Here is a 25324-nt window from a genome sequence, read left to right on the forward strand (position 1 = left end):
GCTTCGTCGGAAACTTCGCCGATCATGAACATACGGGAAGCGTCAGCGTAGTAGCCGTCCAGAATAGTGGTCACGTCTACGTTGATGATATCGCCGTCTTTCAGGATTTCGTTTTCAGAGGGGATACCGTGGCAGATGGCATCGTTCACGGATGTGCAGATGCTTTTGGGGAAGCCCTGATAGCCCAGACAGGCAGGGATACCGCCGTGTTCTACGATGTAGTTATGAGCCAGTGTGTTGATCTCTTCTGTGGACATGCCGGCGCAGATCTTTTCTGCGATCATATCCAGCACTTCTGTATTCAGTTTGCCCGCTTTGCGGATGCCTTCCAGCTGTTCGGGTGTTTTGATCAGTTTGTGGCTGGGAACGGGGATCCGTTTTGCTTTGTAAGATTCGATTTTTTCATCAAATGCCGCGTGGCAGGATTTGTATTTTTTGCCGCTGCCGCACCAGCAGGGGTCATTTCTACCGATTTTCATGCTGATTCTCCTTTTTTCAAAAATTGTATACATACTCTGGCAATATGGTAGCACAAAAACGGGGCTGGTACAAGAGAACGAAGGCAGAATCGTCTGGGAATCTGACTTCTTTTTGGGATATTGGTGGAAATCTGATATTTTTCCTGCGCAGGGCGAAATTTTGTGCTAAACTGATAGAGATGAATTTTGAAACAGGAGGCTGAAAAATATGGCTAAGATTTATAAAAGTATTGATGAACTGATCGGCAGAACTCCTTTGATGGAACTGTCCAATCTGGAACAGAAACTGGAACTGCAGGCAACCCTGCTGGCAAAGGTGGAAGCACTGAACCCCGGCGGCAGCGCTAAAGACCGTGTGGCGAAACGCATGGTGGAGGATGCGGAAAAAGCAGGGATTCTGAAAGCGGGTGCTACCATCATCGAACCGACCAGCGGCAATACCGGCATTGGTCTGGCAGTCATGGCGGTGGCCAGAGGCTACAGAGCTATCATCGTAATGCCTGACAGCATGAGCATGGAACGCAGACTGCTGATGACTGCTTTCGGTGCGGAACTGGTGCTGACAGAAGGGGCAAAGGGCATGAGCGGTGCCATCGAAAAGGCGGAAGAACTGGCAAGGGAGATCCCTAATTCCTTTATCCCCGGTCAGTTTGATAATCCTTCCAATCCTGCGGCTCATTATGATACCACAGGCCCTGAAATCTGGGAGGATACAGACGGAAAAGTGGATATTTTCGTGGCGGGCATCGGCACAGGCGGCACTTTGTCCGGTACAGGCAAATATCTGAAAGAACAGAATCCTGATGTGAAGATCATTGGTGTGGAACCTGCATCTTCTCCTCTGCTGACCAAGGGCGTAGCGGCGCCCCACGGTCTGATGGGGATGGGGGCAAACTTTGTGCCTGCCACACTGGATCAGGATATTTATGATGAAGTACTGACGGTGACAGAAGAAGAAGCTTACGAAGCAGGCAGACTGATCGCCAGAAACGAAGGGCTGCTGGTAGGCATTTCCTCCGGTGCGGCACTGTATGCGGCGCTGGAAGTGGCAAAACGTCCCGAAAATGCGGGCAAGAATATCGTAGTTCTCCTGCCTGATACAGGGGACAGATACCTTTCTACGCCTATGTTCAGCGTATGAGCAGAGAACAGCGGCAGTTCATCCGGTGCATGGCGGCGCTGACCATGCTCATGGATCATATCGGAGCAGTGTTTTTTCCTGCGGTCATTGGGTTTCGTGCCATCGGACGTTTGTCCTTTCCTTTGTTTGCCTTTGGCATTGCTCAAGGGGTGGGATATACTTCTGATTTTAAAAAGTATCTGATGCGCATCCTGCTGGCGGCGGCAGTTTCTCAGCCTGTTTATATGAAGCTGTTTGGGCTGACCCAGCTGAATCCCTTATTTATGCTGGCATGGGGGGCTTTGGCTCTGCATTTCTGGCAGAAAGGGAAAACAGGACTGGCAGGCGCCTTGCTCATCCTCTGTTATTTTGTGGATATGAGCTATGGCTGGTATGGCGTCTGGACGATCTTCTTCTTTGGGTTCTACGGCGTGAAGGACAGCCTGTGTTTTTACGGACAGGTCATCATCAATGCCGTGTATGGCCTGATGACGGGAGCATGGGTGCAGATCTTATCTTTGTTTTCCTTTGGTTTTCTGGATGGAAAATGGCGGATACAGGCTTTGTCGAAAAAATTGCCAAGATATTTCTTTTATGTATTTTATCCCCTGCATCTCTTGGTGCTTTGGGGTATACAAATGGCGATATAAAAATAACCACCTCTTTCGAGGTGGTCTTTTTTATGTCTGGTTTTTCAATTGAAAAAAGCTTTCAAAATCACGGCAACGATGGGGCCGATGATGAGGCCGATGACGCCGATACACTGGAACCCGAAATACATGGAGAACAGGGTCAGCAGAGGATGCAGACCGATCTGTGTGCCGAGGATCTTCGGCTGCAGGATCTGTCGCATGATCTGAATGGAAGCATACAGCACCATATATCCGATGGCAAGGAAGGTATTTCCTGTCAGCAGATGGATGATCGCCCCCGGCCAGAGGATAAAACCGCTGCCGAAGAAGGGCAGAGAATCGATGAGGGCAATGACGATGCTTAACAGCAGCGGATAGGGGGATTTCATCACCAGCATAGCGATGATGGTCAGGGTGAATGTAAATCCCATCAGGATGAACTGGGTCTTGATATAGCCCCAGACGGAGGCTTTCAGTTCGTTTTTGGTGGTGTGTACGGAAATACCCAATAAAGGCGCCAGATGTTTTCCATATACGCTATGGATGAGATCTCTGTCTTTGGTAAAGAAGTAGGCAGAGATCAGAGCCACGAAGAAGGCAATGAAGAAATTGGACACACCGCCCAAGGCACTGCCGTCCCCTTTCGGGAGCAGAGAAAGCAGCATCCCTGTGGCATCCTTCTGGAAGGACAGGAAGGATGTCTGCAGTTCGGGGGGCAGTTTCCGGCAGAAGGTATCAAACTGTGCCCAAAATTCCTGCATCTTTCCTTTGAAAAAATCCATGTAATAGGGCAGATTTTCGTAATAGGACTGCGCCTTGTGGAGGAGGCTGTTCCCGGACCAGAAGCCCAACAGTCCCAGAAAAGCCAGCAGAAGCAGGATGCCCAGAAGGGTGCCGATGCCCCGCGGTACGCCGTGCTTTTCCAGTCTGTCTGCCAGAGGATTGAACAGCAGGCTCATCAGCCAGCCGATGATAAACGGTAGGAAGATGGGGGATAAATACTTGAAAAACAGAAAGCATGCCAGAATCGCCGCCAGCAGCAGGGCGATATCATGGATGGCCTGTTTGTTTTTTTCGTAAATTGCCCACATAGGCATACCCCCTTACAAAAGGATTTCATTTTCCTTTATTATATCACAAATCAGGAACTGTCTATAGGGGTGACTTTCTTCGATGGTATTTTTATTTCAGTTTTTTCATCAGGTCTACCATTTCGATGGCGGAAACCGCGGCATCATATCCTTTGTTGCCGGCCTTTGTGCCTGCTCGTTCCACAGCCTGTTCAATGTTTTCTGTGGTCACAACGCCGAAGAGTACGGGGACGCCTGTTTCCAGAGAAACATGGGCAATGCCCTTGGAAACTTCGTTGCAGACATAATCATAATGGCTGGTAGCACCGCGAATCACAGCACCCAGACAGATGACTGCATCGTATTTGCCGGAAAGAGCCATCTGCTTTGCAGCGGCAGGGATCTCAAAAGCACCCGGCACCCATGCCAGTGTGATATCTTCTCCCTGAGCACCGTGGCGCAGCAGGGCATCTTCCGCACCGCCAATGAGCTTGCTTACGATAAATTCATTGAATCTGGCTGCAACGATCCCGAATTTCATGCCGTTGGCCATCAGTTTTCCTTCGATTTTATGCATGGTAAAAACCTCCTTTGGTCGTCTCTTTATTCAAAGATATGGGAGAAAATATGTCCCATTTTCTGCTGTTTTGTTTTCAGATAGAACGCATCATACTGCTGTGGCGGGATTTCGATGGGCACTCGTTCCACGATCTTTACCCCAAAGCCGTCCAGCCCGTATACCTTGTCGGGGTTGTTGGTCAGAAGGCGCAGTTCCTTTGCACCCAGATCCTGCAGGATCTGTGCGCCGACCCAGTATTCCCGCAGATCGGGGGCAAATCCCAGTTCCACGTTGGCTTCTACGGTATCTCTGCCCTGTTCCTGCAGTGCATAGGCTTTGAGTTTATTGATAAGCCCGATCCCGCGGCCTTCCTGTCGCATATAAAGGAGGATGCCGCGGCCTTCGGCTTCGATCTGCTGCAGAGCGGCGGACAGCTGGGGGCCGCAGTCACAGCGGCAGGAGCCGAAAACGTCGCCCGTCAGACATTCGGAATGGACACGGCAGAGCAGGTTTTTCCCGTCGCCGATTTCGCCCTTCACCAGAGCCACATGATGTTCTCCTGTGATATCGTTCACATAGCCCATGATCCGAAATGCACCAAAGGCGGTGGGCAGGTCGGCTTCGGCTTCCTTGTGTACATGTTTTTCGTGACGGCGGCAGTAATCCTGCAGGTCTTTGATGGTGATGACAGAAATGCCCCATTCAGCGGCTTTTTTCATCAGTTCGGAAGTGCGCATCATGGTGCCGTCTTCCCGCATGATCTCGCAGCAGAGGCCGCATTCCTCCAGTCCTGCCAGACGGCAAAGGTCAACGGTGGCTTCTGTGTGGCCGTTGCGGACCAGAACGCCGCCTTTTCTTGCTACCAGAGGGAAAACGTGGCCGGGGCGGCGCAGATCTTCCGGTTTTGTATGGGGGTCTACGCACATACGGCAGGTATATCCCCGTTCTTCCGCAGAAATGCCCGTAGTGGTATTTACATGGTCAATGGAAACGGTAAAGGCAGTGCAGTGATTATCTGTATTGACTTTTACCATCTGTTCCAGTCCCAGCCGGTCGGCCAGTTCTGCAGACATAGGCGTACAGATGAGGCCTTTGCCTTCTGTTGCCATGAAATTTACATTTTCCGTAGTGGCGAAGCGGGCAGCGCAGACAAGATCGCCTTCGTTTTCTCTGTCCGGATCATCGATGACCATGATGAGGTGTCCGTTTCTCAGCTCATCCAGAGCGTGTTCAATGGTGCTGCATGAATACTGCATGGTGAAATTCCTCCTTTTTTAAAATCCGTTTTCCTGTAAAAAGGACAGGGTGAGACGGCTGTTTTTTTCTTCTTTCTGAGGCGTGGTGAAGCGTCGGATATACTTGGCGATCACATCTGTTTCCAGATTGACGGGATCACCCGGTTGTTTCTCCGTTAAAATCGTTTTTGCTCCCGTGTGGGGGATGATGGAAACCGTAAAGGTTTCGGCTGTTACGGAAACGACGGTCAGGCTTACGCCGTCGATGGCGATGGAGCCTTTTTCCACCACTTCGTACAAAAGGGCAGGGGCGGCAGAAAAGGTCAGCAGAGTGGCATTGCCTTCCTTCGTTTTTCGGATCAGGGTGCCTGTGCCGTCCACATGACCGGCCACGATATGCCCCCCAAATCGTCCGTCAGCGGCCATGGCCCGTTCCAGATTGACAGGGGAACCTTGGCCCAATGCCCCCAGATCACTGCGGCGCAGGGTTTCTGCCATGACATCGGCGGTGAAGCCGTCCTTTTGCAGGGAGGTCACGGTCAGGCAGACCCCGTTGACGGCAATGCTGTCCCCGATTTTTGTCCCTGTCAGGACATCCCTGCAGCAGATGGCAATGCTGCCCCATTCTGTGCCGGAGACGACGCGGCGGATGGTGCCGATCTCTTCGATCAATCCTGTAAACATGCTTTCCCTCCTTCCAGAACATCAAATTCCAGTAACAGATCTTCGTTGAAATATTGCATGTCCGTCGGTTTCAGCAGGAAGGCGTCTGCGGGGAGGGGGACGCCTGCACCGCCGACGGGGGTTCTGGCATTTTTGCCGCCGAAAATTTTGGGTGCAAGATAGATATAAGCCTTTTGTGCCAGATGTTCCTCCAGAAGACTGGCGTGGATCTCGCCGCCGCCTTCTGCAAGGATACTGCTGATCTCCGCCTCTGCCAGTCTTTTTAGCAGCGGGCGCAGGGCGACATGGCCGTTTTTGTTCGGCATTTGCCAGAGATGGATGCCCGTCTCTTTCAGGGCATCGATTTTTTCGGCAGATGCCTCTGTATAGGCCACGATGGTTCTGATCTTTTGGGCGGTCTGGCAGATGCGGCTATCCAATGGCAGGCGCAGATGGCTGTCGCAGATGATGCGGACGGGGTCTTTTCCATCGGGCAGGCGGCAGTTCAGCAGGGGATCATCGGCAAGGACAGTGCCGATGCCTGCCAGAATGCCCTGATACTGATGACGCAGCTGATGGACATGGGCGCGGGCTTTTTCTCCGGTGATCCATTGGGATGCGCCGGTGACCGTTGCCAGCTTTCCGTCGGCAGTCATGGCATATTTGATGGCCACATAGGGCATTTTTTTCGTCATGTAGTGAAAAAAGACGGGGTTCAATGCATCACATTCCTCCTGCAGGAAATCCTCTGTGATTTCCAGACCGTGCTGACGGAGCAGGGCGGCACCTTTGCCGCTGACCTTTGGGTTGGGGTCGCGGGAACCGATGAAGACACGGCGGATCCCCTGTTCCAGAATGATATCTGTGCAGGGAGGGGTACGCCCGTGGTGGCAGCAGGGTTCCAGTGTGACATAAAGGTCGGCGCCGGCAGGATCCTCTGTGCAGTTTGCAAAGGCATTCCTTTCTGCGTGCAGGCCGCCGCAGTGGGCGTGATAGCCTTCGCCGATGATGCGGCCGTCCTTTACGATGACAGCCCCTACCAGCGGATTGGGCGCAGTGGTGCCAAGACCCCGCTTTGCCAGTTCTATGGCGCGGCGCATATAGATTTCGTGAGACATGGGAAAAAACAACTCCTTTCCATTCAGGGCGGAAAGGCACAAAAAGAGAAGGTGTCTGTTTTCGGAAAAAACGGGACGGGAAAAAAGCCGTATCCTTGCAGATATTGCTGAAATAAAAAAGCCCGTATGTGCCGAAAAGGCAGATACAGGGCATAGAAAACAGACGAAAAGACAGGGATTTTCCGCAGCACAAAAAAAGCAGGATATACCGTTTTTTTGCACACAAAAAATACCGAAAGCCGGTTCGTTTTCTCTTCTTCCATCCAGACTATACTGTCGGTTTTGGACTTTCACCAAATCATGCGCCTGCGCGCTCGCGGACTTTACCGCCGATCGGGAATTTCACCCTGCCCTGAAGAGTTTGTTATTATTTTTACAAGCACAGTATAACAGTATTTGTCGAAAATGCAAGTAAAAAAACAGTGTCTGCGAGAGACAGATTTTTGTAGCATAATTACAAAAATATATCGAAAAGAGTGTGATTTATTTCGTTTACTGCGATTTGGTTTATTATCGGTTCTGTGGGACATTTTTTTACAAAAACTGCTTTTTTGTACAAGTTGCGGATTGTATCTGTGTTTGAAATGGTGTACAATACAATCAGTTAATGTATACAGTATAGAAAAAACGGGGGAACACGCCGTGAAGGAAATTCGACTGAAGGCAAGAGCAAAAATCAATCTGACGCTGGACGTAACCGGCAAACGGGAGGATGGCTACCATCTTCTGGAAACCATCATGCAGACCGTAGCCCTTTACGACGGTATCTATATGAAAAAACTGGAAAAGCCGGAGATCAAACTGAAAACGAATCTGCCCTGGTTGCCGACTGACGAGCGCAATCTGGCGTGGAAGGCGGCAAATCTCATGCGGGAAACCTATGGGATCGATGGCGGTGTTTTTATTGAGATCGACAAACGGATCCCCGTGGCGGCAGGTCTGGCCGGCGGCAGTACGGACTGTGCGGCGGTATTGGTCGGTATGAATAAACTGTTTGATCTGCATCTGTCTGAAGCTCAGCTGGAAGAGTTGGCTGGAAAACTGGGTTCTGATATCCCTTACTGTGTACGCCGGGGAACTGTGCTGTGCGAAGGCGTCGGCGAGATCATGACCAATGTGGCCCATCCCTGCCCGGAATGTTACGTGGTTCTGGCAAAACTGCCTGTCAGCGTTTCCACTGTCTCTGTTTATAAGGGGCTGAAGTGGGACGAAGTCGAAGACCACCCCGATACAAAAGCGATGCTTGCGGCCATGGAAGAAGGCGATGTTGCAAAAATGGGAAAACTGCTTTGCAATGTGCTGGAAACTGTGACCATTGAAATGCATCCTAAGATCGCAGAAATCAAAACCAGACTGATGGAATTAGGCGCGGAAGGCGCTTTGATGAGCGGCAGCGGCCCGACTGTTTTTGCCCTGTTCAAGGACAGAGAAAAGGCAAGAAAGGCGGCAGCGCTGGTGAAAAGAGAATTTGCGTTGAAAGAAGCGGTAGCCACAAAGACTTACCGTGTGCAGAGAGAGTTGAGAGGAGAAAAGCAAAATGGCTGATACAAAATTCAATATCAATACAAACGAATACCTGCCCCTGAGAGATGTTGTGTTCAATACACTGAGAGATGCCATCCTGACAGGCAAACTGGTTCCCGGTGAAAGACTGATGGAAAACCAGCTGGCAGAAAAACTGGGCGTGAGCCGTACACCCGTGCGTGAAGCGCTGCGTATGCTGGAACTGGAAAATCTGGTGGAACTGGTTCCCAGAAAAGGCGCACAGGTTTTGGATATGAGTGAAAAAGATATCATCAATATTCTGGAAGTAAGAAGCGCGCTGGAAGGTCTGGCGACTTCTGTTGCCTGCAAAAAAATGAGCAAAGAAGACCTGCAGCAGCTGAAAAATATGGAAGTAGACTTTGAAAAGGCTGTGGCAGACAACGATGTAGAACATTTTGTTGATATCGACGAAGATTTCCACGATCTGATCTTTGCTGCAACAGAAAACGATAAACTGATCAATATCTTCAGAAACCTGCGTATCCAGCTGTATCGTTACAGAATGGCACAGGCAAAGAATAACGAAACATCCATGTCCACTATCGTGGCACACCACAGAAGCATCATCCGTGCCATTGAAAACCATGACGGCGAAGAAGGCGCATCTATCGCTCAGGGTCATATCAAATACCAGACAGAATCCATTCTGCGTTTTGTAAGAAGCAAATAAGAAAAGATCAGCCTCCCAAGGGAGGCTTTTTCTTTTGCATCATTACAGTTTCTTAACGATTGTTCGCTTTTGCTTGCAATCTTTACGTTCCTATCATAGAATAGTATCTGTAGAAATCTATCAATTTTTGTAGAATAGGGGGAATTCCCGTGTCCGATACTATGTTTCCCAAAAGGGAAGAACGCGTGCCCTATGGCGGCGGCAAACCCGTCAGAGGCAGCAGAAGCAAGAAAAGCAGCGGCAGACAGAGCCGCAGAGAAAGACAGCAGGAGCCGCAGAAAAAACGTGTGAAAAAAGGCGGCGGCAGAAAACTGAATCGGAATGCACTGTACCTGATCGGTATCGTAGTGCTGCTGTTGGTTGTTTTTCTGTGTGTCAGAAAAAACGGCTCGGCAGTGTTCATCAACACAGAGCAGGTAGGGATCCTAGAAGGCACCGATGTTTCTGCGGAGGAATTAAAAAAAACACTGGAAAGCCAGCTGGAGGGTATCGTTGGTTCCAAAGTGCAGATCAATGAAGAGATCAAGGTGGAAGGCGTGCATATCGGTTCCAAAAACAAAAAGGATGTCTGCACCATGGAACATCTGCTGCCCAAGATGCGTAATATGGTGACCTATAAAGTAGAAGCAGCCATCATCACTGTGGACGGCGGCAAAGCGGCCATCCTTGCCAATAAGGAAGCGGCTGATGCAGTGCTGACCCAGCTGAAAACAGAACTGCTGCCGGAAGGCGGCATTCCGGAAGATGCAAAGATCGACTGGGTGGAAAAAGTGGAGATCGTCAATGAATTCGTGGAATCTACGGAGATTCTGGAACAGGAAGATGCCATTGCCGTGCTGAAATCCACAACGGAAACCACACAGAGTTATACCATACAGTCCGGCGATGCCCTCTATCTGATCGCCGGCGAATTTAAGACTACAGTGGAAAAATTGCTGGAACTGAATCCCGGTGCAGATCTGAATAAAAGCATCAGAGTTGGTCAGGTGATCAACGTTCCTGTACAGAAACCTAAAATTTCCATCAAGACCATTGAAACACAGGTGCTGACCGCGGTGGAACCCAAAACTTATCAGACCCAGTACGATGACACCAAACCTTCCAGTTATCAGAAGGTCATCCAGCAGGGCAAAGCAGGCCAGAAGAAGAGCACCATCCAGATCACCCGTGTCAACGGCGTCGTCATTGAGGAAAAAGAAGTGTCCAAAGAAATCATTCAGGAAGCAGTGCCTGAAATCATCGTAAAAGGGACACAATAATACAAGGTGAGACAAAAATGTAAAGTTGTTGCAAAAAATGTCCCAAAAGGGCTTTGCAACAACTTTTTTTGTGTTATAATAGGGGAAGATACAGATGATAAAACTGCAGAGAGGCAATCCGGCCCTCTGTATATAACAATTAAGGAGGTTTTCATAATGGGTATTTCTTTTTCTCTTCAGGGAGACTTTATCAACATGGACGAGGTGTATGCGCTGCAGGCGGATGTAGAACGCTGCCATAAGGGTCTGCACGAAAAGACAGGCAAAGGCAACGACTTCGTTGGCTGGGTAGATCTGCCCGAAAACTATGACAAGGATGAATTTGAACGTATCAAAAAAGCAGCAGAAAGAATCAAAGCAAACAGCGAAGTGCTGATCGTGATCGGTATCGGTGGTTCTTATCTGGGCACAAGAACTGCACTGGACTTCATCAAAACACCTTACTACAACGAACTGAAAAAAGACACACCCGATATCTACTTTGTGGGCAACAACATCAGCTCCGCATATCTGAACGATATCCTGGCAATCCTGGGTGACAGAGATTTCTCCGTAAACGTAATCTCTAAATCCGGTACAACAACAGAACCTGCCATCGCTTTCCGTATCTTCAAAAAAATGCTGGAAGATAAATACGGCAAAGAAGAAGCAGCAAAGAGAATCTTTGCAACAACAGACAAAGCAAGAGGTGCACTGAAAACAATGTGCGATCAGGAAGGTTACGAAACATTCGTGATCCCCGATGACGTTGGCGGCCGTTTCTCCGTTCTGACACCCGTAGGCCTGCTGCCCATGGCAGTTGCAGGCGTTGATCTGGACGCTGTAATGAAAGGCGCACAGGATGCAAGAAAAGAATACATGAACCCCGATCTGAAAGCAAACATCTGCTATCAGTATGCAGCACTGCGTTACCTGTTCTACAAACAGGGTAAAACAGTAGAAATCCTGGCAAACTATGAACCTCACCTGACATCCTTCGGTGAATGGTTCAAACAGCTGTATGCAGAAAGCGAAGGCAAGGAAAACAAGGCCGTATTCCCTGTAACAGCAAACTTCTCCACAGACCTGCACTCCATCGGTCAGTACATTCAGGAAGGTCTGCGTTTCTTCTTCGAAACAGTTCTGTGGGTAAAAGAACCCAAAACAGCAGCAGTAGTTCCCTTCGATGCACAGGACGGCGACGGTCTGAACTTCCTGGCTGATAAAGAAATCCACTTTGTAAACAGCAAAGCATTTGCAGGTACAATGCTGGCACACATGGACGGCGGCGTGCCCAACATGGTGATCGAAATGGACAAAATGGATGAATACCACTTCGGTGCTCTGGTTTATTTCTTTGAAAAAGCAGTTGGTATCTCCGGTTACCTGCTGGATGTAAATCCCTTCGACCAGCCCGGTGTAGAAGCATACAAGAAAAACATGTTTGCTCTGCTGGGTAAACCCGGTTACGAAGATATGAAAGCTGCACTGGAAGCAAGAATCAAATAATTGAAATATGAAAAAGCAGAAGCTATGTATCAATTTGATACATGGCTTCTTTTATTTTTATGGTGATAATATTCTTAAAATAGATATTAAAAATATTAAAGTCTATATTGATAAATAGTGTGGGTTGATATATGCTTGGGATAAGAGGTGATCCTTATGAAACAAATACTTTCGAAATGCCCGGAATGTAAAGGAACGCTGAAAATCTCTCTTTTGTGTTGTCCTGATTGCGGAATGGAATTGAAAAAAGAATATGCTTTGAGTGTATTTGATCGACTTGAAAAGGAACAATATGATTTTCTGCTTTCTTTTTTGAAAAACAGAGGAAACATGAAGGATGTACAGCTAGAACAGCAGATATCCTATCCCACAGCAAAAAAAAGATTGGAGGAGTTGCTGATTTCATTAGAATTAAGTGAAGTACCTGAAAAAAGGGAAAGGGATGAAGTTGATATGAGTAATTTAAATATAGACTATACAAGTAAAAAGGCTTCGGAAATTATTAAGGCAAAAATTAAGGATAACGGGGGAAAAGTTACTGTATTTACGTCAAGAGGGCTTCCTTGTGAAATTTGCGCAGAACCAGATGGGACAACCTTTTCCAGCGACAAACTTCCGATTAAACCCAATTACGAGTACGAAGTGTTTGATGAGATCGTAAAATGCTTGAGAGAACAAGGTGGCCGTGCAAAGAAAGGGAATGGCAGAAACTTTAAACTGGGAGAAAAAGGCTGTGAAAAAAATACGGTGGTAGGTGCGATTGCTGTGTCTAGAGGCTATGAAGAGGGGCAATCTGTATATGATCCGGTATTTGTAATGGCGGCAATTTTGGAATGGGCCGGAATTGCAAAAAATGGCAGAGGCTATCTGGAACTGACAGAAGAATTTATGAAAGACTGACCTTTGAAGAGGGATGGATTTTATGGAAAGACTAAAAAGAAAATTTGAAGAAGAGATTAAAGATAAAATGTATCGGGCGAAAAAGGAATGCAAATATAATCCGTCACGATTCAATCAGATGCTGTCAAACTATGGTGCACTGGAAACTGCGAAAAAACTGATTGCGACTGGGCAGCAAACAGGGAAAACCTCAGATGGATTTGCAACATTATATTTATGCGGAAGATTGGATTTGACCGTGGAAGATTCTGTTTGTAAACAGGAATATCAATCATTATTTACTATCGAAGAGATTACATACTGTAAGACAGTATTAGGAAGATAAAAAGAAAACACACGCGATATGAATTCGCGTGTGTTTTTGCTTTTAAAATAACTGCGCCAGCAGTGCTTTGCACATCTGATCGTCCAGTTCCAGCAGACTTTTTTTGCCGTCGGCAAAGGTAAGGGAAACGGTATGCGTACCCTTGGTTTCGCTTTCCACAGCATGGGAAGCGACCATTTTTTTGTTCAGAATGATCATGTTGCCCAGGCTGATGTTCAGTACCACCTGACCGGCAGCCATAGCGATATGCGCCCCTGTGTAATCTCCTGCGATGACTTTATTTTTTGCACCCATGGATATCTCCTCCTTGTTTGGTGACGGGTTTCTTCCTGCTATAAAAATAGCATTTTTTGTCCCGTTTGGCAAGGCAGACGGAAATGTTTACTTTTCGGGCTTTTTCCTGTATAATTATAATATTGTAAATCAATATATTTGGGAACTTTCCGAAGGGAGAGGAAGAAGAATGGACAGAAAGATCCTGATCGTAGACGATGAAAAAAATATCGTAGAGATCATTGCATTTAATCTGAAAAAAGAAGGCTATCAGGTCATCAAGGCGGCAGACGGCGAAGAAGGCGTGAAAATGGCCATGGAAGAAAATCCTGACCTGATCCTGCTGGATATCATGATGCCGAAAATGGATGGGTATGAAGCCTGCAAGAAAATCAGAGAAAAGAAAAACACGCCCATCATCATGCTGACAGCCAGAGCGGAGGAACTGGATAAAGTCCTTGGTCTGGAACTGGGGGCAGATGACTATGTGACAAAGCCCTTTGGTGTCCGTGAACTGATGGCAAGGGTAAAGGCAAACCTGCGCAAAACGGTTTACAGAGAAGAGCCTGCGGTGGAAGAAGTGCCTGCGGCAGAAGGAAATTTCGGCCGACTGGACATCGATCTGGACCGTTACGAAGTGCGTAAGGACGGCAAACCGCTGGATCTGACCCTTCGTGAATTTGAACTGCTGAAATTCCTGTCTGAAAGAAAAGGACAGGTTTTCTCCAGAGAAACGCTGCTGGAAAAAGTGTGGGGCTATGAATATTACGGCGATGTCCGCACAGTGGACGTTACCATCCGTCGTCTCCGTGAAAAACTGGAGGATGCACCCGGCAAGCCCACATATATCCTGACAAAAAGAGGCGTAGGTTATTATTTTGACTGTTAAGAAACGCGAGGTAGAAGCTTTTGCGAATGCGTAGTATTAAATGGAAGCTCATTGTGATGTATCTGGGCTTGGTGCTGATCGTGATGATCGTCAGCGGGACGTATATCCTGCTGTCCCTTCGTAACATCGAGATCGACAAGGCCAGAGGCGAACTGGAGCGATATGCAGAAAAGATCAATGAACAGGTGATCGAGGGCGGCAAGCCGGAGGATTTCCAGCAGGAACTGTTGAAGACGGTTTCCAATGCCGTAGGGATTCAGGGGAATATCCTCAGCATAGAGGGGGACACCATGGCCTCCACCACGGTGACGCAGGCACCTTATCCCGAATATACCGATCAGTCCATCATTGCAGCCATGAACGGGATGACTTCTTTTTCCACCCAGAAAAAGAGTACCGATGCCTTTGGGCTGCTGCGGGAATGGATGAGCTATGCCGTGCCTGTTGACGGCGCGGACGGAGCCTATATCATCTATACCAGACTGGATGCCAGCGATATGCAGACCAGTCTGAATGAAACGACTAAGACGATCATCATCGCTGTAGCCATGGCGCTGGTGCTGGCGGCTATCATGGGTTATGTTTTTGCCCAGACCCTGACGGGGCCCATCCTTGCCCTGACCAAGGGGGCGAAAAGCCTTGCGGAAGGGGATATGAGCCAGAGTCTGAAGGTGCGAAGTACCGACGAGATCGGTCAGCTGACCTCCAGCTTTAACTACATGGCGGAGGAACTGGCAAAGAATATGTCGGAAATCTCCCGCGAAAAGAACCGATTGGAGATCCTGCTTCACAACATGAGTGACGGCGTGATTTCCTTTGATAAGGACGGCAACCTGATGCTGGCCAATGCTGCAGCAGCCAACATGCTGCATGAAGGAAAAGTGGATATGACCTTTACGGATTTTATCCGTAAGTTTGATATCAATTCCGGTGTATATCTGGATATGGGCAATGAACCTTCCAAGAAGGTGACATTCCCCGTAGGCAAGCAGTTCATCAATGCCAACTTCACCCCTTATTATGGCAAGAAGGGGGAAATGGAAGGTCTGGTAGTGGTACTGCAGGATATCACGGAACAGAAAAAACTGGACGATATGCGTAAGGAATTTGTGGCAAACGTTTCCCATGAGCTGCGTACCCCGCTGACGACGGTAAAGAGCTATACCGAAACTCTGCTGGATGGTGCCATGGAAGAAAAGGAACTGGCAACGGAATTTTTGACCATCATCAACAGCGAAGCAGACAGAATGGCATTTCTGGTGCGTGACCTGCTGCAGCTGACCCGATTTGACAACAAACAGGTCAGACTGGATATGACAGAGATCGAAATGAACGATTTCCTGAATATGACTGTTCGTCAGAACAAGATCCATGCAGAGGCGAAGAACCAGCAGCTGTCCTTCCGACCTTATGAGCATATGGTAGTGGTTCACGGGGACAGAGACCGTGTGGGTCAGGTGGTCAATAATATCGTGACCAATGCCATCAAATACAGTTTGGAACAGGCAACCATCCGCATCTTCATTACAGAAGACGAAAAATATTTCAAAATCAATGTCAAAGATACGGGCATGGGTATTTCCAGAGAAGACCTGCCCCGCATCTTTGAACGTTTCTACCGGGTAGACAAAGCTCGCAGCCGTGCCATGGGTGGTACCGGTCTGGGGCTTGCCATCGCCAAGGAGATCATGGAGACTCACGGCGGTAAACTGACGGCAGAAAGTGAATACGGCAAGGGAACGACCATGACCATGTGGTTCCCGAAAGAACGTCCCATCCTCGAATATGAAAGGGAGGAGCAGAACAGCTGATACTGTTGGAAAACGTTGATTTTACAGGGATTTCTAACCGCGAATCCCTCGTAAAATAATGTAAGATAACTGTAAGGCGGCTGTAACATAATTGTAACCTTCGCGATGTATAATATAAGAAAGCTCAAAATAAGCGAAAAGTCTGTTTGCAGAGAAAAAAAGTCCATGCGCTTTCGGAGCTTTTTGATACGATTTCGAATGATTACAATTTTCCCGGAGGAGGTGACAGGCATGAAAGCATACAGAAAGAAACTGATCGGCATTTTTATGGCGATGATGTTCTGTTTTTCTCCTGTCAGTGTTCTGGCGGCTGAGCTGCCTGTAACCATCTCCAGCGGGCTGAATATGAAAACGGAAGAAGTGGAATGTACCTTTGAGGAAGCCCGCATCGTTTACGGCGAAGCGGCCCCCGGTACAAAGGTCGTTTTCACGGTTTCCAAAATGAACCGTTTCGGCAATATGGTGGAACTCCATAGAGATGCTGTGACGGTAGGCTCTATGGGCATCTTCAGTGTGACGCTTCCTTTGGAAAGAGGAAACAACTATATCGGCATGACGGCAGGCGGAAAAACAGAGCAGGTCGTTGTGAAGCGCGTTTCCCAGACAGTGAAGACACAGTTGCAGCGCATGATCGCTTTGCCCGGGCTGAATGTAAGATAAAAAACGGAAAAATTTGATATAAGAGCGGTGAGATCAAATGAAATTATACAAAATTACGAATTTTGTCATTGTTCTGTTGGTCATAACTGCGATTTACCAGACTGGAGAGTTATGGCTGCAAGGAACAAGTGGCCATAACTTTTTTTATTCTCTCGTAGACGGTTTTTCTGCGGACAAGCAGAAGGCGGACGGGGATGTGCTCCTTGCTACCCGATATGCCATCGGGGAGGGCGAAGGCACCTTTTCTGTCTATTATCCCGATGAAGTGGGGAGCAGCGCCATGCTGGAGATGGCAAATAATGCCTTAGGGGAGATTCTGTACAGAAATCAGGCTTCTCCTCGCAAAGAAGTTGCCGAATGGAAGGAGATCCTTTCCGGACCCTGCATCGTCATGCAGTATGACTTTATGATCGCGTCGGAAGAATATCTGGAAAATTACAAAGAGCTGAAAACAAATGAAAAACTGGAACGGTTCGACTATATCACCATCGTGCCGGCGATGCGCAGCGGAGAGGAAAGTCAGGCGTATTTTGTTAATTCTGACACCAACGAATGTATGCTGTTCAGCGGAGAAGCGGGCAGTTCTTCTGCAGTCCTGTATGAATCTCTGGAAACAAAAGGCGGAGATATGCGGTATATTTCCACCGGCCAGCGTACCAGTGCGGCAGTACTGTGGCGCAATATGTTCCTGCCTCAGTGGGCAAATCTGCCCTATACCTATGCGCCTCTGGAACGGGATTTTGTTTTTGAAAAGGACGGCGAAGCCAGCCGTGCGGCGCTGGAAAATACCGTGAAGAATTTCTTCCACAATTTCTCGGTGGACTGGAGCAGTAAGGATGCGGATGGCACCTTCGTATTCAGTGACAGTGAAACGGTGGTCAGATATTATCCGGAAACAAAGGTGCTGGAATATTACAACTATGAAAACTATACGGGGAATACACGGACAGACCTTCTGGAAGGATATCAGATCTGCTGTAACTTCCTCAGAAATGATAACTCTCTGAAAACAGATATTTATCTGGCGGATATTGAACGTACCATCAATAATGAAGTGGTCTACTACTTCGATTATGCGGTGGACAATCTGCCGGTAAATCTTTCTCAGGCCCTCAGAGACCGCATCGGTGCGCCCCATGCCATCGAGGTGACCCTGCGCAATCAGGCGGTCAAAGAATATCGCCGCTATGCGGTAAACTTCAAACCTTCTGCGGAAGAAACTGAACATATCAATGTACAGTTTATCGACGCGCTGGATGATGCAAACAAAACCTATAAAAACGTGGTGGAAGATAAAGATATCACCGATGTCAAAAATATCTCGCTGGGCTACCATGTAGATCTGACAGGCAGTATGCGCCTGAAGTGGATGGTGACCCTGTATGACTATACTTTCGTTGTGGATACAGATCAGGAAAAAGAACTGACCGGCGTAACGGCGGGCGAATAACGGAGAAAGGAGGACGCCCATGGAGTGGGGAAATGCGAAAAAATTCGTCATCATTCTGCTGGTGATTTTAAATGTAGCACTGGCAGGACTCAATTACAGACAAAGACAGGAAAATACCATGACCTCTGCTCAGGAGCGTGCCATCTTTGAGGTTCTTTCTCAGAATGGGATCACCATGTATACGGAACTGCCCACCAATGCGGCGGCCATGTCCAGACTGGAAGTGGAACTGCCGGACTACAGCAAGGAGACGCTGGAACGTCTTTTCTTCGGCGGGGAAAAAACAACAGTGACGGTCAGAGGTGACCAGAATATTTATCATGGAAAAACGGATTCTTTGACGCTGAATGGCGCACAGGGGCTGCTGAAGCGAGAAGCGGTGGCAGCAGGCAAAGGGGAAATGACCAAAGCCGATGCCCAGTGGGAAGCTCAGAAATTTATGGACGGCACGGATTATTTCTTTGGTGCCTATGATGAGCCCATGGTAACGGAAACAGAGGAAGGCTACCGCGTTGATTTTTACGGCCTGCATAAGCGGGAAAATGTATTTGCCAACTATTTTTCTTTTCTTGTGACCCAGGGGGGCATCAAGCAGATCGAATTTGAATACTGCCCCGTGGTCGGTGACAGCGGAGAGAAAAGAGAACTGGCCTTTTCTGACGAAGCTTTGCTGACCTTTATGCGAGAATGGAAGAAAAACAGCGAGGAACAGCAGGCAACCATTCACCGGATCGAACTGGGCTATGACAAAATGGAGCGCAGCACGGCATCCACTGACGGAGCGATCTATCTGGATCCCTGCTATCGCATCTATCTGTTGGAAGAGCCAGAACCGTATCTGGTTAATGGATATACCTGTCAGATCTTCCATAAGGAATAAATCACAGAAAAAAGAAAAAGTCTTAACGCATCTGCGTTAAGACTTTTTTGTTTTTCAGCGGGCGATGGGAGTCGAACCCACCTCTAAAGCTTGGGAAGCTTTCATTCTACCGATAAACTACGCCCGCATCTTTTTGACTTTTTTATTTTATCATATTCCGGGATTTTGTAAAGTATAATTTTATCTCAATTTTTTTCAAAAATTTGACAATATTACAGGAAGATTCTTTTTCTTCGCAGGAGTTTCATCGGATTCGGCGGGTATACTAGCATCAGAAAAAAATTCGGGATGCGAGGGATGCGGTGTGGAAAAATTTCTGGTGACAGGTATGGAGAAGGGTTTGCAGGGAAGGGTGCAGATTAGCGGGTCGAAAAATGCGGTTTTGCCGATTCTGGCGGCCTGTCTGCTGACCCATGAGACCTGCGAGATCCAAAATGTACCGCCTCTTTCGGATGTGTGCCATATGGTGGAACTGCTGCAGGGCTTTGGGGCGGAAGTTCGGTTTGATGCGGAAAAGGAAAGAGTCACGGTGCGGGCAGAAACCATCGGTCGGACAGAGGAGGAATCTGAAGCCGCAGGGAAGATGCGAGCCTCTTTTCTGGCGGCAGGGGCTCTGCTGGGGCGCTGTGGACAGGTGAAATTGCCGTTGCCGGGAGGGTGTCAGATCGGCAGCCGTCCCATTGACCTGCATCTGAAGGGGTTTCAGACCATGGGGGCGAAAAGCAAACAGGAACATGGCATGGTGGAACTGGCGGCGAAGACATTAAAGGGCGGAGAGATCTATCTGGATTTTCCCAGCGTGGGAGCAACGGAAAATATCCTGTTGGCAGCAGTTCTGGCAAAAGGAAAGACTACAGTGGAAAATGCGGCAGCAGAGCCTGAAATTTGCGATCTGGCAGATTTTCTGCGGGAAATGGGAGCACAGATCGAAGGAGACGGCACGGACACCATTACAGTCACGGGGGTGACGGCGCTCCATGGGGCAGTCCATCGGGTGATCCCCGATCGTATCGAGGCAGGCACCTTTATGACAGCGGCAGCCATCACCGGCGGCGATATCCTGCTGGAAAATGTGAAAGAGGAACATCTGAAGCCGGTCATCGCCAAACTGGCAGAGTGCAACGTAAAAACAGAGGTCACGGCAGAAGGGCTGCGGGTTTATCGCAGGGGAAAGCTGCATCCCATTCAGTTAAAGACCATGCCCTATCCCGGATTCCCTACGGATATGCAGGCTCAGTTTATGAGCCTGATGGCGGTGGCAAAAGGCACCAGCGTCATTACGGAAACGGTGTTTGAAAATCGTTTCCTGCATGCGGGCGAACTGCAGCGGATGGGGGCGGATATCAAAATAGACAGCCGCAGTGCCGTTATCGAGGGCGTGGAGAGCATGACGGGGGCGAAGGTGCGGGCCACAGACCTGCGGGCGGGAGCTGCCCTGATCCTTTCCGCGCTGGCGGCCAAGGGAGATACGGAGATCAGTGATATTTACCACATCGAAAGGGGCTATGACCGCATCGATGAAAAGCTGCGGAAACTGGGAGCCAATATTCGAAGAGAAAAGGAATAAAATGGTAGTGTTCATAAATCTTTTACAGTTCGTTCAAAGTTTGCATGTATTTCCCTGCTATACTCAGTAGCATCCGAAGGTGTACCCCTTCGGCTACATAATTGAAAATGATTGAAACAGGAAAGCGAGTTGTATCGATATGGAAATGAAAAATCAAAGGAAGCCTTTATTATATTATTGGCTGATCGCCCTGCTGGTCATGGGTGTCATCAATATGTTTTTTCTGCCTTTCATGGCGAAAAACAGCATCCGGCAGGTCAATTATGATGTGTTTCTGACAGAAATGCAGGAAAAGAATATTTCTCAGGCGGAGATCAATGAAGATGTGATTTATTTCTTCCTGAAGGATGAGCCTGCAGAACAGACAACGACTATCTTTGCGGAGGGCAGTGAGCCGAAGGTATATTCCACTGTCCGTATGGATGACCCACAGCTGGTGGAACGTCTGTATGAAGCAGGGGCATCCTTCGGAGAAGTCAGACCCAAGGAGATCTCCCCTCTGGTCAGCACGCTCATTATGTTCCTTCTTTTTTTCTTTGGCTGGCGCATGATCACGAAACGGTTCATGGGCAAGATGGGCGGGCCCACCATGTCCTTTGGCAAGGCCAACGCAAAAATTTATGTGAAAGCCCAGACAGGAAAAACATTCAAAGACGTGGCAGGACAGGACGAAGCCAAGGAAGCATTGCATGAGATTGTGGATTTCCTCCATAACCCCCAGAAATATACGGAGGTAGGGGCCAAGATGCCCAAGGGGGCGTTGCTGGTAGGCCCTCCCGGTACAGGGAAAACATTATTGGCTCAGGCAGTGGCAGGGGAGGCAGATGTGCCCTTCTTCTCCATTTCCGGTTCTGAATTTGTGGAAATGTTCGTTGGTATGGGTGCGGCGAAGGTGCGTGACCTGTTTAAACAGGCAAATGAAAAAGCCCCCTGTATCGTATTCATCGATGAGATCGATACCATCGGCAAAAAACGTGACGGAGGCGGCATGGGTGGCAACGATGAAAGAGAACAGACCCTGAATCAGCTGTTGACGGAAATGGACGGCTTTGACGGTAAGAAAGGCGTTGTCATCCTTGCGGCAACCAACAGGCCGGAAACACTGGATAAAGCATTGCTGCGTCCCGGACGGTTCGACAGACGTATTCCTGTGGAACTGCCCGACCTGAAGGGCAGAGAAGCGATCCTGCAGGTGCATGCAGAAAAAATCAAAATGGAAGAGGATATTGATTTTGATGCCATCGCCAGAGCAACTTCAGGAGCATCCGGCGCGGAATTGGCTAATATCATCAACGAGGCGGCGCTCCGTGCTGTCCGTATGGGAAGAACGAAGGTGACCCAGAATGACCTGATGGAAAGTGTGGAAGTGATTCTTGCGGGCTATCAGCGCAAAGGAACGGTCATTTCCAAAGAGGAAAAAGAAATCATCGCTTACCACGAAGTGGGTCATGCGTTGGTGGCGGCCAAACAGAAAAATTCTGCCCCCGTCCAGAAAATCACCATCATCCCCAGAACCAGCGGTGCCTTAGGCTATACCCTGCAGGTGGATGAGGGAGAAAAATTCCTGATGAACAAAGAAGAACTTTTTAATAAAATTACCACATTCACAGGAGGACGTGCGGCGGAAGAATTGAAATTCGGCTCTGTTACCACAGGGGCATCCAATGATATTGAACAGGCGACCCGTCTGGCCAGAGGAATGATCACCCGTTACGGCATGAGTGAAGAGTTCGGCATGGTGGCATTGGAAACCGTGACCAATCAGTATCTGGGCGGAGATACTTCCTTGGCCTGCTCTAATGAAACGGCGGCGAAAATCGATAAGGCAGTTGTGGCACTGGTAAAAGAGGCCCATGACAAGGCATATCGTATCCTGCAGGAAAATAGAGATAAACTGGATGAGATTGCAGCACACCTTCTGGAAAAAGAGACCATTACCGGTCAGGAATTTATGGATATTCTGAACCATAGTGAAGCATGACAAAAAGATCAGAGAAATGGAGAAGCAGAGTCGTAGAGGCTCTGCTTTTTCTCTGTTGTCAGGAATATCATGTAGACAATCTTTTTTTTGAAGTGTAAAATAAATAAAAAGGTTATTTTTGAAGAAAGAAGGTTTTTTATGTCTCGTCATTCGATTCCCTTTGAAGGCATAGAAATTGAATATGAACTGACCCGTAAAAACGTGAAATATATCAATCTGCGCGTCAATAAATACGGTAAGGTAGCAGTTTCTGCGGGGAAGCATGTGCCCTTTGAGGTGATCGATGAATTTGTCCGCTCTAAAACGTCATGGATCATCATGCATCTGGCGGAGATCGAAAAGATCAGAAGCGAAATGCCCGATACCAGCCTGAATGACGGGAAAATGGTTTTTTATCTGGGCAAGCCCTACCATCTGATTCTGGAACAGGGGGAGCGGAATGTTTCTTTTGAGGAAGGCACCCTGACCTTCTGCAATCCTACTCTGCGGCCAAATCCCCTGAAGGAAGCCTATCTGGACTGGCTGAAGGAAGAAGCGGAGAAAAAATTTGAAGAAATCATGGATAGAATATATCCTCTGGTGGCAGAATATTATATAAAGAGACCGCAGATCAAGGTCAGAAATATGAAAAGCATCTGGGGCAGCTGCACCACGACGGGGGCAACCATCCGTCTGAATCTGCAGCTGATGAAGGCAGAGGAGGAATGCATTGAGCAGGTCATCCTCCATGAATTGCTGCATTTCCGCTATCCCCATCATGGGAAATCCTTTTATGACCTGATGGGGCAGCTGATGCCTGACTGGAAGGAACGGAAGGAAAAACTGGAAAAAAATTTCAAGGATGGCGTATAATTTTCGAAAAATCGGGGGAGGATTTGACAAAACCCTTCCCCTGCGCTATAATAAAAAAGTAAAGTTCATACTGACGCGGAGTAGAGCAGTCCGGTAGCTCGTCGGGCTCATAACCCGGAGGTCGCAGGTTCAAATCCTGTCTCCGCAATTCACGAAAAAGGAATACCGTATGGTATTCCTTTTTGTTGTTTTAAGAAATAGAATAAATCTGCGACCGACGGAGGAGTCGCAGGTCAAATCGCGTACCGCCCGGGAAGGGGCCATTGCGGCAGAGCCGCTAGCTAGGAGGTAAAGCCTCCGATGGGACAGCGAAGCTGGCTTTGCGAAGCAAAGTACTGACCGATCTCCGCAATTTTATTAAAGAAGGACACCTAAGAAGAGTGTCTTTTTTTGTTCAGCAGTAAAGGCGGACTGTACGAAAGCAATACTTTTTTTGTGACAAAATTCGACTTTTTCCCCGAAAATCAAGGCTTCGCGAAAAAAATACTTTGCAGTGAATGGTTTTTGTGATATAATCCGAATGTTATAGGGCGAAATATAGAAAAAACGACTATTTTTTGAGGAATGCTGATATTTCGGCATTCAGTGATATAGATTGTCCTTTGGAGAATTTGGAAGGATGTATGTTTTTATGGATAAACTCGTTGTAAAAGGCGGTAAGAGACTGAAAGGCGAAGTAACTGTCAGCGGTGCAAAAAATGCAGCGGTAGCAGTGATCCCTGCAGCTGTGATGGCAACAGGCGTCAGCGTACTGGAAAATCTGCCTGCCATTGAAGACGTAAGAAATATTTGTCACACCATCGAAGAAATGGGCGGCAAATGCAGATTTGTAGATGAACACACGCTGGAGATCGATTGTAACGAAGGCGTAAGCTATAAGGCGGATTTTGAAGGCGTACAGAAAATGCGCGCTTCCTACTACCTGATCGGTGCGCTGCTGGCTCGCTATAAAAAGGCGGAAGTGGCAATGCCCGGCGGCTGCAACTTTGGCAAACGTCCCATCGATCTGCACCTGAAAGGCTTCCGTGCCCTGGGTGCGACTGTTATCGAAGAAGACGGTATGGTAAAGGCTTATGCGGAAAAACTGGTCGGTACCTCTATCTACATGGATCAGGTGAGCGTAGGCGCGACCATCAACGTCATGCTGGCTGCGACTATGGCAGAAGGCACAACAACAATTGAAAATGCAGCAAAAGAACCCCATGTTGTAGATACAGCAAACTATCTGAACATGATGGGCGCAAATATCAAAGGCGCCGGTACAGATGTGATCCGTATCAAAGGTGTAAAGGAACTGAAGGGTGCCCAGTACACCATCATTCCCGACCAGATCGAAGCAGGCACATACATGATCGCAGCAGCCATCACAGGCGGCGATGTGCTGGTAAAAAATATCATTCCCAAGCACATGGATTCTCTGACAGCAAAGCTGGAAGAAATGCGCGTGAAGGTAGCGGAATGGGAAGATTCCATTCGTGTAATGGCGGATGAACCCCTGCGGGCAGTCAATGTAAAAACCATGGCTTATCCCGGCTTCCCCACAGACCTGCAGCCCCAGATCGCCACACTGCTGGCAGTCTGCAACGGCACAAGTGTTCTGACAGAAAATGTCTGGGAAAACCGTTACCAGTATATGGATGAACTGCGCAAAATGGGCGCGAATGTGGATATCGAAGGCAGAAAAGCAACGATCCACGGCATTAAGCACTTCAACGGTGCGGAAGTAACTGCTACAGACCTGCGTGCTGGTGCGGCAATGATCTTGGCGGCAATGGCGGCAGAAGGCGAAACAAAGATCAGCGGTGTGCGCTATATCGACAGAGGCTATGAACATGTGGAAGACAAGTTCAATGCCATGGGCGCAGACATTACGCGTATCAAAGGCGAATAATCAGAAA

24 protein-coding genes, 2 tRNA genes and 1 riboswitch are annotated in these 25324 nt (G+C 48.3%); of the genes, 18 read left to right on the top strand and 8 right to left on the bottom strand.

What is annotated here, in order from left to right; translation table 11 throughout:
* A partial coding sequence (locus tag ACJMLT_RS03040; protein ID WP_405726409.1) for a M24 family metallopeptidase occupies positions 1-479 on the bottom strand: 479 nt, incomplete at its 3' end.
* A gap of 208 nt (positions 480-687) precedes the next feature.
* Between ACJMLT_RS03040 and cysK the strand changes: the two genes are divergently transcribed.
* A complete protein-coding gene (gene cysK / locus ACJMLT_RS03045) occupies positions 688-1620 on the top strand; it encodes a cysteine synthase A (RefSeq protein WP_405726412.1) in 933 nt (310 codons plus the stop codon).
* On the top strand, positions 1617-2249 hold the full coding sequence (locus ACJMLT_RS03050) for a TraX family protein (RefSeq protein WP_405726415.1): 633 nt from the start codon (positions 1617-1619) through the stop codon (positions 2247-2249). The genes cysK and ACJMLT_RS03050 overlap by 4 nt, the downstream gene beginning before the upstream one ends.
* A 44-nt stretch (positions 2250-2293) precedes the next feature.
* Here the strand turns inward: ACJMLT_RS03050 and ytvI are convergent, their stop codons facing one another.
* The 5 genes from ytvI to ribD form a co-directional block, all read right to left on the bottom strand.
* Positions 2294-3322, bottom strand: a complete 1029-nt coding sequence (gene ytvI, locus ACJMLT_RS03055; protein ID WP_405726418.1) for a sporulation integral membrane protein YtvI — start codon at positions 3320-3322, stop codon at positions 2294-2296.
* 91 nt (positions 3323-3413) lie between these two features.
* Entirely contained in the window at positions 3414-3878 is a 465-nt protein-coding gene (ribE, locus tag ACJMLT_RS03060; protein ID WP_405726421.1) for a 6,7-dimethyl-8-ribityllumazine synthase, read from the bottom strand.
* Between the two features lie 26 nt (positions 3879-3904).
* The gene (locus ACJMLT_RS03065) at positions 3905-5116 is read right to left on the bottom strand and encodes a bifunctional 3,4-dihydroxy-2-butanone-4-phosphate synthase/GTP cyclohydrolase II (RefSeq protein WP_405726424.1); all 1212 of its coding nucleotides are present in this window, start codon (positions 5114-5116) and stop codon (positions 3905-3907) included.
* 18 nt (positions 5117-5134) lie between these two features.
* A complete protein-coding gene (locus ACJMLT_RS03070; protein WP_405726426.1) occupies positions 5135-5779 on the bottom strand; it encodes a riboflavin synthase in 645 nt (214 codons plus the stop codon).
* A complete protein-coding gene (gene ribD / locus ACJMLT_RS03075; RefSeq protein WP_405726429.1) occupies positions 5764-6876 on the bottom strand; it encodes a bifunctional diaminohydroxyphosphoribosylaminopyrimidine deaminase/5-amino-6-(5-phosphoribosylamino)uracil reductase RibD in 1113 nt (370 codons plus the stop codon). The genes ACJMLT_RS03070 and ribD overlap by 16 nt, the downstream gene beginning before the upstream one ends.
* Positions 6877-7123: 247 nt before the next feature.
* Positions 7124-7240: riboswitch (FMN riboswitch) on the bottom strand.
* 278 nt (positions 7241-7518) lie between these two features.
* Between ribD and ispE the strand changes: the two genes are divergently transcribed.
* The 6 genes from ispE to ACJMLT_RS03105 all read left to right on the top strand — a co-directional run bounded on the left by ispE (position 7519) and on the right by ACJMLT_RS03105 (position 13063).
* Positions 7519-8421 carry a 4-(cytidine 5'-diphospho)-2-C-methyl-D-erythritol kinase gene (ispE, locus tag ACJMLT_RS03080; protein ID WP_405726432.1) on the top strand — a complete coding sequence of 301 codons (903 nt, stop codon included), beginning with the start codon at positions 7519-7521 and terminating at the stop codon, positions 8419-8421.
* Complete coding sequence (locus ACJMLT_RS03085) at positions 8414-9091, top strand: GntR family transcriptional regulator (protein ID WP_405726435.1); 678 nt, start codon at positions 8414-8416, stop codon at positions 9089-9091. The genes ispE and ACJMLT_RS03085 overlap by 8 nt, the downstream gene beginning before the upstream one ends.
* Before the next feature lie 149 nt (positions 9092-9240).
* Positions 9241-10350, top strand: coding sequence for a G5 domain-containing protein (locus ACJMLT_RS03090; protein WP_405726438.1), 1110 nt, complete (start codon positions 9241-9243; stop codon positions 10348-10350).
* A gap of 156 nt (positions 10351-10506) precedes the next feature.
* Positions 10507-11838 (top strand): glucose-6-phosphate isomerase, encoded by a 1332-nt coding sequence (locus ACJMLT_RS03095; RefSeq protein ID WP_405726441.1) that lies wholly within the window; start codon positions 10507-10509, stop codon positions 11836-11838.
* A gap of 156 nt (positions 11839-11994) precedes the next feature.
* Positions 11995-12738 (top strand): DUF2089 family protein, encoded by a 744-nt coding sequence (locus tag ACJMLT_RS03100; protein ID WP_405726444.1) that lies wholly within the window; start codon positions 11995-11997, stop codon positions 12736-12738.
* Positions 12739-12760: 22 nt separating this feature from the next.
* Entirely contained in the window at positions 12761-13063 is a 303-nt protein-coding gene (locus tag ACJMLT_RS03105) for a hypothetical protein (protein WP_405726447.1), read from the top strand.
* A gap of 42 nt (positions 13064-13105) precedes the next feature.
* Here the strand turns inward: ACJMLT_RS03105 and ACJMLT_RS03110 are convergent, their stop codons facing one another.
* The gene (locus ACJMLT_RS03110) at positions 13106-13357 is read right to left on the bottom strand and encodes a hypothetical protein (protein WP_405726450.1); all 252 of its coding nucleotides are present in this window, start codon (positions 13355-13357) and stop codon (positions 13106-13108) included.
* Between the two features lie 169 nt (positions 13358-13526).
* Between ACJMLT_RS03110 and ACJMLT_RS03115 the strand changes: the two genes are divergently transcribed.
* The 5 genes from ACJMLT_RS03115 to ACJMLT_RS03135 all read left to right on the top strand — a co-directional run bounded on the left by ACJMLT_RS03115 (position 13527) and on the right by ACJMLT_RS03135 (position 19026).
* Positions 13527-14225, top strand: coding sequence for a response regulator (locus ACJMLT_RS03115; protein WP_405726453.1), 699 nt, complete (start codon positions 13527-13529; stop codon positions 14223-14225).
* A gap of 26 nt (positions 14226-14251) precedes the next feature.
* Positions 14252-16036, top strand: a complete 1785-nt coding sequence (locus ACJMLT_RS03120) for an ATP-binding protein (RefSeq protein ID WP_405726456.1) — start codon at positions 14252-14254, stop codon at positions 16034-16036.
* Between the two features lie 231 nt (positions 16037-16267).
* A complete protein-coding gene (locus ACJMLT_RS03125) occupies positions 16268-16696 on the top strand; it encodes a hypothetical protein (RefSeq protein ID WP_405726459.1) in 429 nt (142 codons plus the stop codon).
* 37 nt (positions 16697-16733) lie between these two features.
* Positions 16734-18146: a hypothetical protein gene (locus ACJMLT_RS03130; protein WP_405726462.1), complete on the top strand. Its 1413-nt coding sequence runs from the start codon at positions 16734-16736 to the stop codon at positions 18144-18146.
* A gap of 19 nt (positions 18147-18165) precedes the next feature.
* On the top strand, positions 18166-19026 hold the full coding sequence (locus ACJMLT_RS03135) for a hypothetical protein (protein WP_405726465.1): 861 nt from the start codon (positions 18166-18168) through the stop codon (positions 19024-19026).
* Between the two features lie 56 nt (positions 19027-19082).
* On the opposite strand, the gene ACJMLT_RS03140 is transcribed toward ACJMLT_RS03135, so the two are convergent.
* Positions 19083-19153: transfer RNA gene (locus tag ACJMLT_RS03140), tRNA-Gly, on the bottom strand.
* A gap of 177 nt (positions 19154-19330) precedes the next feature.
* Between ACJMLT_RS03140 and murA the strand changes: the two genes are divergently transcribed.
* The 5 genes from murA (at position 19331) to ACJMLT_RS03165 (ending at position 25317) form a co-directional block, all read left to right on the top strand.
* A complete protein-coding gene (murA, locus tag ACJMLT_RS03145; protein WP_405726468.1) occupies positions 19331-20593 on the top strand; it encodes a UDP-N-acetylglucosamine 1-carboxyvinyltransferase in 1263 nt (420 codons plus the stop codon).
* A gap of 139 nt (positions 20594-20732) precedes the next feature.
* Positions 20733-22574 carry an ATP-dependent zinc metalloprotease FtsH gene (gene ftsH / locus ACJMLT_RS03150; RefSeq protein ID WP_405726471.1) on the top strand — a complete coding sequence of 614 codons (1842 nt, stop codon included), beginning with the start codon at positions 20733-20735 and terminating at the stop codon, positions 22572-22574.
* Between the two features lie 138 nt (positions 22575-22712).
* Positions 22713-23426, top strand: a complete 714-nt coding sequence (locus tag ACJMLT_RS03155) for a M48 family metallopeptidase (RefSeq protein WP_405726474.1) — start codon at positions 22713-22715, stop codon at positions 23424-23426.
* Positions 23427-23500: 74 nt separating this feature from the next.
* Positions 23501-23574, top strand: a tRNA-Met gene (locus ACJMLT_RS03160).
* A 483-nt stretch (positions 23575-24057) separates the two neighbouring features.
* Positions 24058-25317, top strand: a complete 1260-nt coding sequence (locus ACJMLT_RS03165; protein ID WP_405726477.1) for a UDP-N-acetylglucosamine 1-carboxyvinyltransferase — start codon at positions 24058-24060, stop codon at positions 25315-25317.
* The last annotated feature ends 7 nt before the right edge of the window (positions 25318-25324 follow it).

Source organism: Anaerotignum sp. (genome assembly GCF_045122575.1).
GTDB lineage: Bacteria > Bacillota > Clostridia > Lachnospirales > Anaerotignaceae > Anaerotignum_A.